The sequence below is a fragment of the Streptomyces sp. NPDC047081 genome, assembly GCF_040643775.1.
GTDB lineage: Bacteria > Actinomycetota > Actinomycetes > Streptomycetales > Streptomycetaceae > Streptomyces.
Genome location: NZ_JBEYUY010000027.1, coordinates 12,224 through 27,662 on the forward strand (window position 1 = coordinate 12,224; position 15,439 = coordinate 27,662).

General features: G+C 71.7%; 12 protein-coding genes. 8 read left to right on the forward strand and 4 right to left on the reverse strand.

Features of this window, described 5'->3' with window-relative positions:
* Positions 1 to 187 precede the first annotated feature (187 nt).
* Positions 188 to 2,602 (forward strand): endopeptidase La, encoded by a 2,415-nt coding sequence (lon, locus tag ABZ848_RS37385; RefSeq protein ID WP_360839204.1) that lies wholly within the window; start codon positions 188 to 190, stop codon positions 2,600 to 2,602.
* A 71-nt stretch (positions 2,603 to 2,673) separates the two neighbouring features.
* Here lon and ABZ848_RS37390 read toward each other — a convergent pair whose 3' ends face one another.
* Positions 2,674 to 3,492, reverse strand: coding sequence for a lysozyme (locus tag ABZ848_RS37390; protein WP_360839206.1), 819 nt, complete (start codon positions 3,490 to 3,492; stop codon positions 2,674 to 2,676).
* A gap of 191 nt (positions 3,493 to 3,683) precedes the next feature.
* Here ABZ848_RS37390 and ABZ848_RS37395 point away from each other — a divergent pair, with 191 nt between their 5' ends.
* Both ABZ848_RS37395 and ABZ848_RS37400 read left to right on the forward strand, forming a co-directional pair.
* Positions 3,684 to 4,175 carry a MarR family transcriptional regulator gene (locus ABZ848_RS37395; RefSeq protein ID WP_360839208.1) on the forward strand — a complete coding sequence of 164 codons (492 nt, stop codon included), beginning with the start codon at positions 3,684 to 3,686 and terminating at the stop codon, positions 4,173 to 4,175.
* Between the two features lie 42 nt (positions 4,176 to 4,217).
* The gene (locus ABZ848_RS37400) at positions 4,218 to 6,932 is read left to right on the forward strand and encodes a hypothetical protein (protein ID WP_360839209.1); all 2,715 of its coding nucleotides are present in this window, start codon (positions 4,218 to 4,220) and stop codon (positions 6,930 to 6,932) included.
* 6 nt (positions 6,933 to 6,938) lie between these two features.
* Here ABZ848_RS37400 and ABZ848_RS37405 read toward each other — a convergent pair whose 3' ends face one another.
* On the reverse strand, positions 6,939 to 7,724 hold the full coding sequence (locus ABZ848_RS37405) for a protein phosphatase 2C domain-containing protein (protein ID WP_360839211.1): 786 nt from the start codon (positions 7,722 to 7,724) through the stop codon (positions 6,939 to 6,941).
* 377 nt (positions 7,725 to 8,101) lie between these two features.
* Between ABZ848_RS37405 and ABZ848_RS37410 the strand changes: the two genes are divergently transcribed.
* Genes ABZ848_RS37410 through ABZ848_RS37430 form a run of 5 tightly spaced genes read left to right on the forward strand, consistent with a single transcriptional unit; the run spans position 8,102 to position 13,970 of the window.
* Complete coding sequence (locus ABZ848_RS37410; RefSeq protein ID WP_360839213.1) at positions 8,102 to 11,167, forward strand: nitrate- and nitrite sensing domain-containing protein; 3,066 nt, start codon at positions 8,102 to 8,104, stop codon at positions 11,165 to 11,167.
* Complete coding sequence (locus ABZ848_RS37415; protein ID WP_360839214.1) at positions 11,164 to 11,664, forward strand: roadblock/LC7 domain-containing protein; 501 nt, start codon at positions 11,164 to 11,166, stop codon at positions 11,662 to 11,664. Before ABZ848_RS37410 ends, ABZ848_RS37415 begins: the two co-directional genes overlap by 4 nt.
* Positions 11,661 to 12,095 (forward strand): DUF742 domain-containing protein, encoded by a 435-nt coding sequence (locus ABZ848_RS37420; RefSeq protein WP_360839216.1) that lies wholly within the window; start codon positions 11,661 to 11,663, stop codon positions 12,093 to 12,095. Before ABZ848_RS37415 ends, ABZ848_RS37420 begins: the two co-directional genes overlap by 4 nt.
* The gene (locus ABZ848_RS37425; protein WP_360839217.1) at positions 12,076 to 12,702 is read left to right on the forward strand and encodes an ATP/GTP-binding protein; all 627 of its coding nucleotides are present in this window, start codon (positions 12,076 to 12,078) and stop codon (positions 12,700 to 12,702) included. The genes ABZ848_RS37420 and ABZ848_RS37425 overlap by 20 nt, the downstream gene beginning before the upstream one ends.
* Before the next feature lie 14 nt (positions 12,703 to 12,716).
* Positions 12,717 to 13,970 (forward strand): styrene monooxygenase/indole monooxygenase family protein, encoded by a 1,254-nt coding sequence (locus tag ABZ848_RS37430; protein ID WP_360839219.1) that lies wholly within the window; start codon positions 12,717 to 12,719, stop codon positions 13,968 to 13,970.
* On the opposite strand, the gene ABZ848_RS37435 is transcribed toward ABZ848_RS37430, so the two are convergent.
* Positions 13,943 to 15,013 (reverse strand): NlpC/P60 family protein, encoded by a 1,071-nt coding sequence (locus tag ABZ848_RS37435; protein ID WP_360839221.1) that lies wholly within the window; start codon positions 15,011 to 15,013, stop codon positions 13,943 to 13,945. The genes ABZ848_RS37430 and ABZ848_RS37435 overlap by 28 nt on opposite strands.
* Before the next feature lie 103 nt (positions 15,014 to 15,116).
* Positions 15,117 to 15,434, reverse strand: coding sequence for a hypothetical protein (locus ABZ848_RS37440; protein ID WP_360839223.1), 318 nt, complete (start codon positions 15,432 to 15,434; stop codon positions 15,117 to 15,119).
* Positions 15,435 to 15,439 lie beyond the last annotated feature (5 nt).

The following is a 15,439-nucleotide window of genomic DNA, read 5'->3' on the forward strand; positions in this document are numbered from 1 at the left end:
TTCCTGTGAATGCCGTTGCGGGATTACGACGATGAGCTTGCGGTGTTCTTTCGGTACCGAGCCCCGCGAGCCGGGCGAACGCCCAGCTCAACGCCCGATCGCTGACAGCGAACAGCACCCGGGGAACATTGGTGGCCCGCCGTGCATTGAGTCGGCATAACTCAACTTGGCTGCCGGAGGGAAAATCATGGCTTCGACGTCCACAACGCTCACCCTGCCCGTGCTGCCGCTCGACGACGAGGTCGTGCTGCCCGGCATGGTGGTCCCGCTGGACCTGAACGACGCCGACGTACGCGCCGCGGTGGAGGCCGCCCAGGCCGCCGCCCGATCGGAACCCGGCAAGCCCCGGGTGCTGCTGGTCCCACGCATCGACGGCGCCTACCCGGGCACCGGTGTGCTCGGCACCGTCGAGCAGGTCGGCCGCCTCGCCGACGGTGACCCGGGCGCCCTGATCCGCGGCCGTGGCCGCGTCCGTATCGGCGCCGGCACGACCGGCCCGGGTGCCGCCCTGTGGGTCGAGGGCACCCGCATCGACGAGAAGACCCCCGAGCCCCTGCCGGGCCATGTCACCGAACTCGTCAAGGAGTACAAGGCCCTCGCCACCGCGTGGCTGCGCAAGCGCGGCGCCTGGCAGGTCGTGGACCGCGTCCAGGCCATCGACGACGTCTCCCAGCTCGCCGACAACTCCGGCTACTCGCCCTTCCTGACCACCGAGCAGAAGATCGAACTGCTGGAGACCGCCGACCCGGTCGCCCGCCTCAAGCTCGCCACCGCCCAGCTGCGCGACCACCTCGCCGAGCAGGACGTCGCCGAGACCATCGCCAAGGACGTCCAGGAGGGCGTCGACAAGCAGCAGCGCGAGTTCCTGCTCCGCCGCCAGCTGGAGGCCGTACGCAAGGAACTGCGGGAACTCAACGGTGAGAAGGACGGCGAGGAGTCCGACGACTACCGCGCCCGCGTCGAGGCCGCCGACCTGCCGGAGAACGTCCGCGAGGCCGCCCTCAAGGAGGTCGACAAGCTGGAGCGGTCCTCCGACCAGTCGCCCGAGGGCTCCTGGATCCGCACCTGGCTGGACACCGTCCTCGAACTGCCGTGGAACTCCCGCACCGAGGACGCGTACGACATCCAGGGCGCCAAGGCGATCCTCGACGCCGAGCACGCGGGCCTGGAGGACGTGAAGGAGCGCATCACCGAGTACCTGGCCGTGCGCAAGCGCCGTACCGACCGCGGCCTCGGCGTCATCGGCGGCCGCCGTGGCGGTGCCGTCCTGGCTCTCGTCGGCCCGCCCGGCGTCGGCAAGACCTCGCTCGGCGAGTCCGTCGCGCACGCCATGGGCCGCAAGTTCGTCCGCGTCGCCCTCGGCGGCGTCCGCGACGAGGCGGAGATCCGCGGCCACCGCCGTACGTACGTCGGCGCGCTGCCCGGCCGTATCGTGCGGGCCATCAAGGAGGCCGGGTCCATGAACCCGGTCGTCCTGCTCGACGAGATCGACAAGGTCGGCTCGGACTTCCGCGGCGACCCGGCCGCGGCCCTGCTCGAAGTGCTCGACCCGGCGCAGAACCACACCTTCCGCGACCACTACCTGGAGGTCGAACTCGACCTGTCCGACGTGGTGTTCCTGGCCACGGCGAACGTGCTCGAAGCCATCCCGGAGGCCCTCCTGGACCGTATGGAACTGGTCCGCCTGGACGGCTACACCGAGGACGAGAAGGTCGTCATCGCCCGCGACCACCTGCTCCCGCGCCAGCTGGAGCGGGCCGGCCTGGACAAGGACGAGGTGATCCTGGACGAGAGCGCCCTGCGCAAGCTCGCCGGCGAGTACACGCGCGAGGCGGGCGTCCGCACCCTGGAGCGCTCCATCGCGCGGCTGCTCCGCAAGGTCGCGGCACAGCACGAACTGGGCGACCGCGAGCTGCCGTTCACCATCACGGACGCCGACCTGCGCGCCCTGATCGGCCGCCCGCACCACGTCCCCGAGTCCGCCCAGGACCCGGCGGAGCGGCGCACGGCGGTACCGGGTGTCGCCACCGGCCTCGCGGTCACCGGCGCCGGCGGAGACGTCCTCTTCGTCGAGGCGTCCCTCGCGGACCCGGAGACGGGCGCGGCGGGCCTCACGCTGACCGGCCAACTGGGCGACGTGATGAAGGAGTCGGCGCAGATCGCCCTGTCCTTCCTCCGGTCGCACGGCGCGGAGCTGGAGCTCCCTGTGGCCGACCTGAAGGACCGCGGCGTGCACATCCACTTCCCGGCGGGCGCGGTCCCGAAGGACGGCCCGAGCGCGGGCGTCACGATGACGACGGCGCTGGCGTCGCTCCTGTCCGGCCGCCTGGTCCGCACGGACGTGGCGATGACGGGCGAGGTCTCGCTGACGGGTCGGGTCCTCCCGATCGGCGGCGTGAAGCAGAAGCTCCTGGCCGCCCACCGCGCAGGCGTCACCACGGTCGTCATCCCGAAGCGCAACGAACCCGACCTGGACGACGTCCCGACGGAGGTCCTCGACAAGCTCGACGTCCACACCGTCACGGACGTCCGCCAGGTCCTGGAACTGGCCCTCGCGCCCGCGACGAGCGACGCGAAGCCGGAGGTTCCGGTGGCGGCGTGACGGACGCCATCGGATAAGGGAAGGCCCGGGTCCCGTGAGGGAGGCCCGGGCCTTCTTCGTAAGCCGATGCGTCAGCCGTTGGCGAGGGCGACGACCCGGTCCAGCGCCCCGTTGAACTTGTCGTGGTCGCCGACCGTCGGGCCGGACGAGGTGTACTGCCACATCGTGTAGTACGTCCACCCGGCCGGCAGCGTCCCCGGATCCGACGCGTAGCGGGCTATCCACAGGGGGTTGGCGGAGGCGAAGCCGGAGTAGTTGCCGGTGCAGTCGGTCCACCAGCTGGTGGCCGTGTAGATGACCGCGTCCCGGCCGGTGCGGGCCTTGTACGTGTTCAGGAAGTCCGCGATCCAGCTGACCATCGCGCTCTGCGACTTGCCGTAGCAGGAGGCGCCGTACGGGTTCCACTCGATGTCCAGGGCGCCGGGGAGCGTCCTGCCGTCCTTGGACCAGCCGCCGCCGTGGTCGACGAAGTAGTTGGCCTGGGTGGCGCCGCTCGTGGTGTCGGGGGTGGCGAAGTGGTACGCACCGCGGATCATGCCGACGTTGTAGGAGCCGTTGTACTGCTGGGCGAAGTAGGGGTTCGTGTAGTACGTGCCTTCCGTCGCCTTGGTGTAGGCCCACTTGACCCCGCTGCTCCACAGGGTCGACCAGGCGACGTTGCCCTGGTAGCTCGCGACGTCCACGCCCTCGGTCTGGGTCGCGTCGCCGGTGGACGGGGTGCCGTCGCTGCCGTCATGGGCGAGGACGCCCATGCCCATGTGGGCGGAGCCGCGGGACGGTGTCGTCGCCGCGTCGGCCGGGGCGGTGAGGGCGAGGGTGAGGGCGGCGAGCAGGAGCCCGGCGAGGAAGAGGCGCCGGGGGCGGAGCGGGTTCGGTCTGTGCACGGGCATGGCGTGCCTCCGAAGGCTCGGTGATGCTCGGTGGGGGGAAACGCTGACGAAGCTACGCACGTAGAAGAACTGGTGTGAAGAGGGGGTGGAGGCTGCCGTTGGTCTAGCCCTGCGAAATACTTGTGGAGCTGCGGCGATGACGGGGTCTGGCGGAAACTTTCAGGTACGGGAAAACCGAGGCAGGGGCTGACGTGCACGAAGGCGGAAACGGCGGGGAACGCCGCGGAGAGGCGCAGGCGTCGCCGAGTGGTGCAGACCAGGAGTACCTGTCCCTGGAGCGCGAACTGACGATCCTGTTCCGGCGCGCCCGCGCCAACCAGGGCGAGATGGCCCGCGAGGTCCACCCGGACCTGGAGTCGGCGGCGTACGGCCTGCTCATCCGGCTGGACGAGTGCGGCCGCCAGCGGGCGACGGAACTCGCGGCCTACATCGGCGTGGGCAAGGCGACGATGTCCCGCCAGCTGCGCGCCCTCGAGGACCTCGGCCTGGTCGCCCGCGAACCGGACCCGGCCGACGGCCGCGCCTGGCTGGTCCACCTCACGGAGGAGGGCCGCGAACGCGTGAGCAAGGTACGGGAAGCGCGACGAGGCCGGTACGTCAGCCAGCTCGCCCACTGGGACCGGCGCGAGGTGTCCGAACTGGCGCGGTTGCTGGGGCAGTTGAACCGGGTGATGGAGCGTTGATCCGCCCGTTACCCTGACTCCCTCGGGGGATGGGGGCAAGGGGTGGCTGTCGTACGTCGGTACCGGCGGGGCGTCGGTGTCGCGTTGCTGCTCGTGGGTGTGCTGGCAGGGCCGGTGATGACCCATGTGGGGTGGGTGCGGGTCGTCGAAAGGATCTACCGGGACTCGATTGCCGACGACGGGACGGACGGCGGCGGGACACAGGACGTCGGAGACGGCCGAACCGATTCCAGGACGGCGAAGAAGTACCGCGCGGGGAACCGGGAACGGGTCGGCAGCACGGCCGTGCGTGTCGTGCCGGACTCCGGGACCGGCGCCGCCTGGCGTGCCACCGCGCTGCACAGATTGCGGTTGGCGCCCGGCGACCCCATGGTCGGCGATCTGCGGAGCGATCGCCAGGAGCTGGCCGACTGGCTTCCCTTCGAACTCATGCTGAGCGGCGACGGCAAGAACTGCCCTTCCATGACCGGGGACACCAGCCAGGACGACGACCGTCTCGAGCAGACGGGGCCCAGGTCGAGCGTGTACGCGTTCGACGTCTCCCGGGACGACTGGGTGGGCGGCGGACCCGGCTGCTCCTCCACGTCCACGTACATCTACGCCGCGACCAAGGATGGCCTGCTCGGAAAGCACGGGATCTACGACCGGTGGACTCTCACCGTCGACTCGCCGCGACGCCCCGTCCTCAGTGTCGAAGGCGGAACCGTACTGAGCGAGACCGCCCACCATGTCGAACTTCGGCTCCCGGCCAAGGGCTATGTCGCCGTGAAACTGGGAGTTTCCGCCGCTGCCAGGGTGCAACCGCGCGGTGATCTGGTCGTCCTCGCCGATGCCGCCCAGGGCAGTCACTGGCCGATACGGGAGGCGGCCGCCCTGCTGCTGGCCGTGCTGGCCGTGACCTCGTGCTGGGCGGTGCCGTTGGTGCGAGGCTGGGCGCCCGCCGCGACCCGGGGGCGCTGGACGGCGGCGGCGGTCATGTGCGGCGCCCTGACGGCGGCGACGCTCGGATACGCCCTCGCCGCGATCGTGGACGAACGTTCGCAGCCATGGTGGCAGTACGCGGGGATGGGCATGCCACTGGTGGCCTGGTGGTGGGTGCTGCTGCCGTTCCTGCTGGGGGCGTTCGTGATCAGGGCCGGGACGGGCCGGCCGCCCCGGCTGCGCCAGCTGTTGCCGCTGGCGCTCGTTCCCGGCGTCGTGCCGCTCCTACTCGTACCCGTACTCGCGGTGGTCGGCGGGACCGCGGCCCCGCTGCTTCCCGTCGCGGTGGGCGGCCTCGCGGCGGCGCTGCTGGGGTATGCCCTGCGCCGCGGTGTCCTGGGCACCGCGGGGCGTCGCTGGGCGGCCACGGCGGCGGCCGGGCTGTGGCTGGTCGCCGTTTCCCTGGGCCCGGGGACCGGCTGGCCCGACGACGGCTACGGCACGAGCGGCTGGACCGTGGCCGACGACGTCGTGGCGATGGCCCTTTCCTGGGGCTGGCCCGCCCTGCTGTGGCCGGTGCTGACGGCGCTCGGCCGGCCCGTCCGGAACACGGCGGCCCTCGTGCTGACGGTGTGGGTCGGGCTGCCCGTCCTGACCGAGCTGGACCAATGGACCTACGCGTGGACCCTGCAGACGGAAGACGTGTGGTCGATGACCGGAGTCTTCCCGTTCATCGCTGCGAACCGGCCCCTCGTGGCGATGCAGACCGTCGTCATCTGCGGCGCGCTGCTGTTCCTGGCGCACGAGGGCCGCGCCGCCGGCGCGTGGCCCGCGCAGGTCCGTGCCGTCGCCTCGGGGCTGGGCATCGCGGCGGTGGCCACGGCGGTGACGCAACTCGGTTTCGTCGGGTTCTACGACGACGATGCGCAACGAGCGGGCGGCTACCTGGCGGTGGCGATGGCCGCGGCGGGGTTCGCCCTGCTGTTTCCGCCGGGTGCCGAGACCCGTGCCGCCCGGCTGCACGCGGTCAGGCCGCGCGCCCACAACCGCCGTATGCACGCTCTGTTGAAGGACCAGACCCTGGCGGCGAGCCGACGTGAGTTCCTCACCGCTTCGCGTACGGCGCTTGCGGCAGGTGAGCTCACCGCGCCCGAGTGGAGCGCGAGATGGCGCTCGCTCGGCGCGCTCGGCGCCCGGGGCACGGCACCCCAGCATTCGGCGGCGCTGCGGCTGGCCGCCCTCGGTTCCTCCGGTGGCCGGGACGCCTGGCGCAATGGAGTGGCGGCCGCCGTACTGCTCACCGGCCTCAGCCTGCCGTGGCTCGTCTACACGTTGCCGGCGCGGCTCAGCCATGTCTCGACCGTGGACTACGGCGTGGCCGTGTGGACGTACGCGCTGCGCTGGCCGCTGTACGGCTTCGTCTACGGATACGCCTACTCCTGGCTGCGCGGCGGCTCACCGCTCGGCAAGGCCATGTGCCTGCTCGCCGTGGTGTTGCCCGCCGAGCTCGCGGAGCTTTTCTACCGAGGCCTGAAGCCCGGCGATTTCGGCATCCTGCTGCTGCTGACCACCGGGGACTGCCTCGCGGTCTTCCTGGTGCTCGGCCTCTACTGGGAGGCTCGCCTCGTGCGCGCGGCGGGTCTGCGCTGGGGGCAGATCCGCAACTTCCGCTCACTGTCGGCGGCCGCGGTGCCGGCGACCACGGTGCTCGTGGCCGCGGCCACCGCCCTGGCGACCGCCATGGTCGGTGTCTGGGTGTCGCCGACCGCCGCACCGGCCACGGAGAATCGGCAGGAGCAGCCCACGGCCACCGCCACGCCGACGCTGGGCCCCTGAGCATTGTCACAGCTCCACATACACCACCGACGCGTCGTCATGCGTCTTGCTGCGCCGCAGGAACACCCGTTCCACGTCGGCGGTCTCCAGTGCGCGCACCCGCTGCACCAGCGCCCCCGCCCCCTCCTTCCGCACGAACCGGAAGCAGTCCTCCCAGTCGCCCTCGCGGAACTTCTCCACCCACCGCGTGGCCCCGTCCGTCATGCCCAGCAGGGCCCGTACGGCGGTTCGGGGCAAGGTGCCCGTGACCGCGTGCTCCGCCACCGACGGGTCCGCGGCGGCCGTGTAGAAGCCGCCCTCCTTGTTGCGGACATTGGCGTCCACGAGCGCGTCCGTCGCCAGGGCCGAGCGGGGGAGGCGGGACAGGCGGTCGTCCAGTACGGGCGTCACCGAGCCCTCCGATGACTCCACGAGGAGGGCCGAGTCCGACAGGACCAGGTACTCGACCGTCTCCGGCGACCACCGCGCCGTGACCACCGTGGCCTGTGGGGTGCGCGGGTGAGAAAGGTCACAGGTCTCGGCATGTGCTTCAGCTGTGCGGGCGATCGCCCGGGCGAGGGCCCCGGACAGCGGAACATCCGGGCGGGAAACGGTCAGTTCGGTCAGGGCGCCGCCCAGGCGGGCGGTGAACCAGGGGACGGAATGCAGACACCCGGTCCCGTCGCGCGGCGGGGTCACTCCGTCCAGGATCACCAGGGCGCCACCCTGGCCGGAGGCGGGCAGGACGACGGCGGTGAAGTCCTCGTTGGGGCGGTCCGGGTCGCCGGGCTCCGAGACAAGTTCCGTACGCATTCGGCCAGTCTGCACGACGTCTCCACACGCTTCACCAAAGGCTGGCAACGGTCGCCGAATTGGCGCACCCGCGCAGGTCAGGCGCCTGATTTGAGGTGGAATTCGGCCTTCCGGGAATGCGCGGCGGCATATGCTCCCACCGGTCGGCGAAGACGTCCAACCGGCCTGCCCGGAAGGCCCTGTGAATTCGTCGGAGGAACTTGCTCGCCAACTCCCCTCCGATGTTCACTCCTTCGGGTGGCGGGTCAGGTGATGCGCGGCCACTGCCCACGGGAGTTGGGAGGGTCGGGAGCCGTATTGGGTGCACGTATTGTCGACGGGAGTTGACGGAACGTCACCAAGGCCCAGGGGATCACGAGTCAGGAATGCGAGCACCGGTGCAGAAGACGCGGCCTCGTCGCACAGGCAAGCAGACGGCCTCCGCAGGGGGCACGGAACCCGCTTCCGCCACCGTCACCGGCAAGGGCCGGCCCACCCACGTACGCAACCGGCTGATCGTCGCCGTGGCCGTGGTGGCCGCCGCGATCGCCGGCGCCGGAGCCCCGTCCGTGCTCGCCGCCTCCGGGCAGCTGAAGGACTCCCAGGACCTGGTGACCCTGGCCGAGCAGACCCAGGACGCCCTCACGCTGGCCCACTCGCTCGCCGACGAACGCGACGAGGTCACCTCGTACATCGCGGCCGGCCGCGCCAAGTCCAAGGCGCCCTCCGAGCAGCGCAGCGCCCGCGTCGACCGGCAGGTCGAGGAACTGCGCGCCGACCCGGACCTCCCGAGCGACCTGCGCGGCGACCTCGACGGCATCGACGCCCTGCGCCGGGCCGCGCTCACCGGCAAGAGCACCGTCCTGGAGGCGCACGACGCCTACTCGGCCGCCATCACCGACCTGCACCGGCTCGCGGAGGAACTCGCCGAGCAGATGCCGACCCGGGCCGGTTCGGGGGCGTACTCGCTCGCCGAACTCGACTCCGCCGTACAGCAGTCCGCCGCCGCCCGCGGGCTGCTGCTCGCGGCGCTCAGCGTGCCGCGGACCACCCAGACGGTCATCAGCCCCGTCACCGGCCTGCCGACCACGACGACCACCTCCTCGGCCGCCGACACCAAGACCCGCGACGCGCTGACGGCCGCCGCCCAGCAGGCCCGCGTCCGCTCCGACGCGGCCCTCGCCGACTTCCGCGAGACCGCCCCCGAGGCGGCCCGGAACTCGTACGACAACACGGTCACCGGCCCCGAGGTGAACTCCGCCGAGAAGTACCTGGCGTCCCTCACCGACCAGCCGACCCTCTCCGACTCCGAGCTCGACACCAGCGCGACCAAGGCCGACGACGCCCTCTCCGCGCGCGTCGAGATGATGCGCGGCGCCGAGTCCGCCCTCTACGAGCGCCGCACCAAGGACCTCGCCCGGCTGCGTGACGACGACGTCACCGCGCTGGAGGTCCGTGTCGCGGTCCTCGGCGCCCTGATGCTGGTCGCCGTCGGCATCGCCACGGCCATGGCCCGCACCCTCACCCGCCCCCTCTCGGTGCTGCGCCGCGGCTCGGCCCGCCTGGCCGAGGCGGAGAACCCCGCCGCCGAGGAACCGGTCACCTTCACCGGCCGCAACGACGAGTTCGCCCAGGTCGTACGGTCCGTCAACGCCCTGCACGCGCACGCCGCCGCCCTGTACGAGCGCATCGCCACGCTGGAGTCCGACCGCAAGCACCTGGTCGGCCAGCGCCAGAAGATGGCCGACGCCCGCGAGGAGCTGCGCGCCGAACTCGCGGACTCCGCCGCGCAGTTGGAGCGGCTGCGGGACAGCATCGGCGGCACCTTCGTGAACCTGTCGCTGCGCACGCTCGGCCTGGTCGAGCGCCAACTGGCCGTCATCGAGGGCCTGGAGGAGCGCGAGCAGGATCCCGAGCGCCTGGCCACCCTCTTCAAGCTCGACCACTTCGCCACGGTCATGCGCCGCCACAGCGAGAACCTCCTCGTCCTCGCCGGCACCGAACACGTCCAGCAGCACGCGGGCCCCGTCCCGCTGGTCGACGTGGTCCGGGCGGCGGTCAGCGAGATCGAGCGTTACGAGCGTGTCCGCATCGCGGCCCTGCCGCCGCACGCCCACGTGGCCGGCTTCGCGGCCGACGACCTCTCGCACCTCCTCGCGGAACTGATGGAGAACGCGACCTCCTTCTCCCCGCCGGACACTCCGGTCGAGGTCTCCGGCTGGCTGCTGGAGAACGGCGAGGTCATGCTCTCCGTCCAGGACGAGGGCATCGGCATGACCCCGGACCGCATGGTCCGCCTCAACGCCCGCCTGACCGACTTCGACCCCGAGTCCCCCTACGACCAGGAGGGCGAGGAGGGCCTGGGCCTCGGCCTGTACGTCGTCGCCCGCCTGGCCCACCGCCACGGCGTCCGCGTCCAGCTGCGCGAGCAGAAGCAGGGCGGAGTGGCGGCGGTGGCGGTCCTGCCGAAGCCCCTCCTGACCCCGGCCCCGCCCTCGGCGACCCCGACGTCCCCCACCCACCTCCCCGGCACCCCCCACACCTTCACCCTCCCGGGCGCCGACGCGGAGGCCAACTCCAACGTCCTCCCGACCCGCCCGAAGACGGACCCTCTGGTGGCGTTGGCGGAGAGGGCGGTACGGGAGAGGCCGACGGGGGACCGGCCGGCGGAGCAGGGGCCGGCTGGGGAGAGGCTGACGGGGGACCGGCCGGCCGAGCGGGAGTCGGCTGGGGAGAGGCTGACGGGGCAGGGAGCGACCGGAGAGACGTCGGCGGGGGCCCATTCGACGGAGCCCACAGCGCCGACGCCCGAGCCGACGCCGGCGGCGCCCGCTGCCGTACCGGGCGCCGATGCCCCGAGGCCGGAACTCCCCGCCGAAACCACGATGGAACTCCTGGCCCCGGTCCCGGCAGAGGAAGAGCCCCCGACCCAGGGCCTGCACGCCGGACCCGCCGCGCACGCCGGACCTGCCGCGCACGCCGGACCTGCCGCGTACGCCGAACCCACCCCGCACGATGAGCCGTCCACCCACGCCCGCCCCGGGTCCACCCACGCCCGCCCCGAACCCACCCACGCCCAACCCGCGGCCGCCGACGGCGACTCCGCCCCACAGGGGCCACCCACACCCGACCACGAAACCGTCACAGGTGGTGCGGGTGGGATCGACGCTGCCGGAGAACACACCCGCACCGCCGACGACGAGGAACCCCTGACCGCCAAGGGCCTCCCCAAGCGCACCCCCAGGATCACCACCCCCACCCCGCCCCCGCGCCAGCGCACCGGCACCGTAGACGCCGACGCCCTCCGCCGCAGGCTCGGCGGCTTCCGCCGCGGCGCCTCCGCCGGCTACCGCGACGCAGAGGCGGAGATCGCCGAACAGACCGCCCAGAACAAGGTGCCGGCCACCGAACCAGCCGTATCCGAGGAAGCCACGGGGGGCACTGTCGAGGAGGCAAGCAGTTGACCGCGCCCAGTACCTTCGGACTGAGCAGTGAGGCCCGCAACCTGCACTGGCTGCTGACGAACCTGGTCGAGGAGGTGCCGGGCATCCAGTCAGTGGCCGTGGTCTCGTCGGACGGCCTGCTCCTGCTCTCCTCCGACCCGGGCCGAAACGAGCAGGCCCGCGCCAAGGCCCCGCAGAGCAAGGGCCCCCGGGGTTCCTCCGCAGACCTCGCCACCATCGTCTCCGGCATCGGCAGCCTCACCATCGGCGCCGCCAAGCTGATGGACTCCGGCGCCGTGAAGCACACGATGGTCGCGATGGACGAGGGCAGCCTGTTCGTGATGTCGATCAGCGACGGCTCCCTGCTCGGTGTGCACGGCTCCGCGGACTGCGACATGAGCGTGGTGGCGTACCACATGGCGCTGTTCGTCGGCCGCGCCGGCCACGTGCTGACCCCCGAACTCCGCAGCGAGCTACGGAAATCACTGGAGCAGGAGTCCGCCGGGAGCGCCCGATGACCAACCCGCCGAAGCCGAAACCGAAGCCGAAGAAGCAGACGCTCCCCGTCCGCGGCGGCGACCGCAAGCCCGCGCGCGTCCGCCCGTACTCGCTCACCGGCGGCCGTACCCGCTTCGGGCACGTCCTCCTGGTCGAGACCTTCGTGGCGGCCCTCGAAGCGCCGGAGGAGCGCAAGGAACTGACGAATGGTTCCCTCAGCACCCGGGTCATGCCCGAGATGCAGGCCATCGTCGAACTCTGCCGCCGCATGCGCACGGTGGCCGAGATCGCCGCGCTGCTGAAGATGCCGCTCGGCGTGGTCCGCGTGCTGCTCAGCGACCTCGCGGACCAGGGAAAGATCCGTGTGTACGGCACCGGGACGGGCCACGGTACGGGCCGTCCGGACCGCGCTCTGCTGGAAAGGGTGCTGAGTGGACTCCGTCGCCTTTAGAGACACCGCCTTCGCGGACACCGACGAGGACCTGAAGTCCTGGCAGACGGACCGCACCCGGGCCCCCATCGCCACGAAGATAGTCGTGGCCGGCGGTTTCGGTGTCGGCAAGACGACCCTCGTCACCGCCGTCTCGGAGATCACGCCGCTGCAGACCGAGGCGCTGATGACCGAGGCCAGCGAGGAGACCGACGACCTCACCGCCACGCCCGGCAAGCTGACCACCACCGTGGCCATGGACTTCGGCCGCCTCACCCTCGACGACGACCTGGTCCTCTACCTCTTCGGCACCCCCGGCCAGCAGCGGTTCTGGTTCATGTGGGACGACCTGGTGCGCGGCGCGATCGGCGCGGTCGTGATGGCCGACACCCGCCGCCTCAAGGACTGCTTCCCCGCGCTCGACTACTTCGAGAGCTGCGGACTGCCGTACGTCGTCGCGGTCAACCACTTCGACGGCAGCGAGCGCTTCGAACCGGAGGACGTACGGGAGGCGTTGACGATCCCGGCGCACATACCTGTAATGATCATGGATGCGCGGCGGCGGATCTCGGTCATCGAGACCCTCCTGTCCCTGGTCGCCCACGCGCTCGACGAAACACCGGAGTAGGAGTACAGCCCCGTATGCGGAAGATACTCGTCGTAGGAGCCGGCCAGTCCGGTCTCCAGCTCGCCCTCGGCCTCCAGTCGCACGGGTACGAGGTCACCCTGATGTCGAACCGGACGGCGGACGAGATCCGCTCCGGCCGCGTCATGTCGACGCAGTGCATGTTCCACACGGCGCTGCAGCACGAGCGCGATCTCCAGCTGAACTTCTGGGAGTCCCAGGCCCCGAAGATCGAAGGACTCGGCGTCTCGGTGGCGGCCCCCGGCTCCTGGAGCGAGGGTCCGGCCGCCCGTGCGATCGACTGGGTGGGCAGGCTCGACGGGTACGCGCAGTCGGTCGACCAGCGGGTGAAGATGGCCGGCTGGATGGAGACCTTCGCCCAGCGCGGCGGCCAGCTGGTCATCCACGGCGCGGCCGTCTCCGACCTCGACTACTTCTCCCGTACGTACGACCTGGTGATGGTGTCCGCGGGCAAGGGAGAGCTGGTGTCGATGTTCGGCCGGGACGCGTCCCGTTCGCCGTACAGCGAGCCGCAGCGGGCCCTCGCCGTCTCGTACGTGCACGGGCTCGGCCCGCGCCCCGAGCACCCGGACCACCACGCGGTCCGCTGCAACCTCGTCCCCGGCGTCGGCGAGCTCTTCGTCATGCCGACACTCACCACCTCCGGCCCGGCGGACATCCTGTTCTGGGAGGGCATACCCGGCGGCCCGCTCGACGTCTTCAACGGCGTCAAGGACCCGGCGGAGCACCTCTCCCTGACCCTGGAACTCATGGAGCGGTACACGCCCTGGGAGCACGCGCGGGCCACCAAGGCCGAACTGACCGACGCCGGCGGCACGTTGGCCGGCCGCTACGCCCCCACCGTCCGCAACCCGATCGGCCGCCTCCCCGGCGGCGGCCTGGTCCTCGGTGTCGCGGACGTCGTGGTCGCCAACGACCCGATCACCGGCCAGGGCTCCAACTCGGCGTCCAAGTGCGCCGCTTCCTACCTCGCCTCGATCCTCGACCACGGCGAGAAGGAGTTCGACGAGGCCTGGATGCGGGCGACCTTCGACCGCTACTGGGACACCGCCCAGCACGTCACCAAGTGGACCAACGCGATGCTGTCCCCGCCGCCGGAGCACATCCTGGGCCTCATCGGCGCGGCAGGCCAGTTGCCGCCGGTCGCCGACCGCTTCGCCAACGGCTTCGACGACCCGGCCGACTTCGAGAACTTCTTCTACGAGCCCGAGAAGACCGAGGCCTACCTCGCCTCGGTCACCGGGGCCTGAGCGCCGTCCGGCCGCACGGCTCCGAGGATCGGGTAGGAGGCGACGGGCGAGACCTTCACCCGCTCGCCGGTCCTCGGAGCCTGCACCACCATCCCCGCCCCCAGATACATCGCCACATGCGTGGCCTCCGGGAAGTAGATCACCAGGTCACCCGGCCGCAGCTCCTTCACCGGCACCCGCGGCAGCCGCGCCCACTGCTCCTGGCTGGTCCGCGGGATCGGCAGCCCCGCGTGCTCCCAGGCCTGTGACGTCAGCCCCGAGCAGTCGTACGAGGCCGGCCCTTCCGCCCCCCACTCGTACGGCTTCCCGAGTTGCTGCACGGCGTACCGCACGGCCCGGTCGCCCTCGCGCGAGGGCTCGCTCTCCGCGGCCGGCGCCCCGGAAGCCATGAAGTGTTGCTGCGCCTTCGCGACCCCGTCCTGCTCCAACTTGCTTACGGCAGCGACCTGTTCGGGAGAGAGCGAGACGAGCAGCTCCTCGACGTCCGTCAGCCGCTTCTCGACCTCGTCCCGTTCCTTCTTCTGCCGTGCGGCGAGGGAGAGTTGACCGTCGAGCGCCTTGCGGGCCTCCCTGGCCAGTTCGCCGGCCTTCTTCTCGGTCCCGGTGAGCCGCCCGACCGTCTCGGCCCGCTCCCGCGCCAACTGCCCGATGACATGGCCCTCGTCGAGCGCCTGCTGCGGATCACGGGCCAGCAGCAGCCGGACGTACGGCGAGATGTCCGTGCTGTTCTGGTACTGCTGCCGGGCCAGCCGCCCCGCCGCCCCCCGGCTGTCGTGCAGGGAGAGCCGGACGCGGGCCAGTTCCCGGTCCAGCCGGTCGACGTCGGCCCGCTGCTTCTTGAGCTTCTCCGCGGTCCCGTTGTAGGTCTCGGTGGCCTGCTCGGCCTCCCGGTACAGCCGCTGAAGGTCCGTCAGCAGCTGGGAGACGGACCGTCCTTCGGGAGCGGGCGACGGCTCGGGTACGGCCGCGGCGGGCAGCGGTGCGAGGACCGTGCCGGCCGCCACCGCCGCCGTACACACCAGACGCAGAAGCCTTCCTGACACGTCATCACCTCCGGTGCGGGGCAGCCCCTCTGCTCCGCACCGCGAGCTTCAGACGGACGCTCGCGCTTCGCGCGCCGGGTGTGCTCGGTTCGGCGCAACAAGGTCACCCGTCGGTGTCGTCCGGCTTGCCGCCCGGCGTGGCGTCTGGCCTGCTGTGCGGTTTCGACCAGGGCCACCTCGGGCGGCCCGCGTCCGGCCCGGCCTCCGGGTCGTACGCGTACTTCCAGCCCTGCTGGATCCCGAGGCGCTTGCTGTGGCCACGCGGCACGCGCCGGTAGACGAGGACGGTGTCGGGGCCGCCGGCCGGGTCGGGCACCGGGATGCGGTAGATCTTCGGCGGATGCCCGGTGGCACCGGCGAGGACGGACAGCACGCGCCCGTCCATGGGGCCGCCCTCGAAGGGGATCGGTTCGCTCTTCACGGCAC

Bases quoted from the DNA above. Each gene is read 5' to 3' on its own strand.
- ABZ848_RS37390 (WP_360839206.1), bottom strand. From the start codon at position 3,492: ATGCCCGTGCACAGACCGAACCCGCTCCGCCCCCGGCGCCTCTTCCTC.
- ABZ848_RS37430 (WP_360839219.1), top strand. From the start codon at position 12,717: ATGCGGAAGATACTCGTCGTAGGAGCCGGCCAGTCCGGTCTCCAGCTC.
- lon (WP_360839204.1), top strand. From the start codon at position 188: ATGGCTTCGACGTCCACAACGCTCACCCTGCCCGTGCTGCCGCTCGAC.
- ABZ848_RS37420 (WP_360839216.1), top strand. From the start codon at position 11,661: ATGACCAACCCGCCGAAGCCGAAACCGAAGCCGAAGAAGCAGACGCTC.
- ABZ848_RS37405 (WP_360839211.1), bottom strand. From the start codon at position 7,724: ATGCGTACGGAACTTGTCTCGGAGCCCGGCGACCCGGACCGCCCCAAC.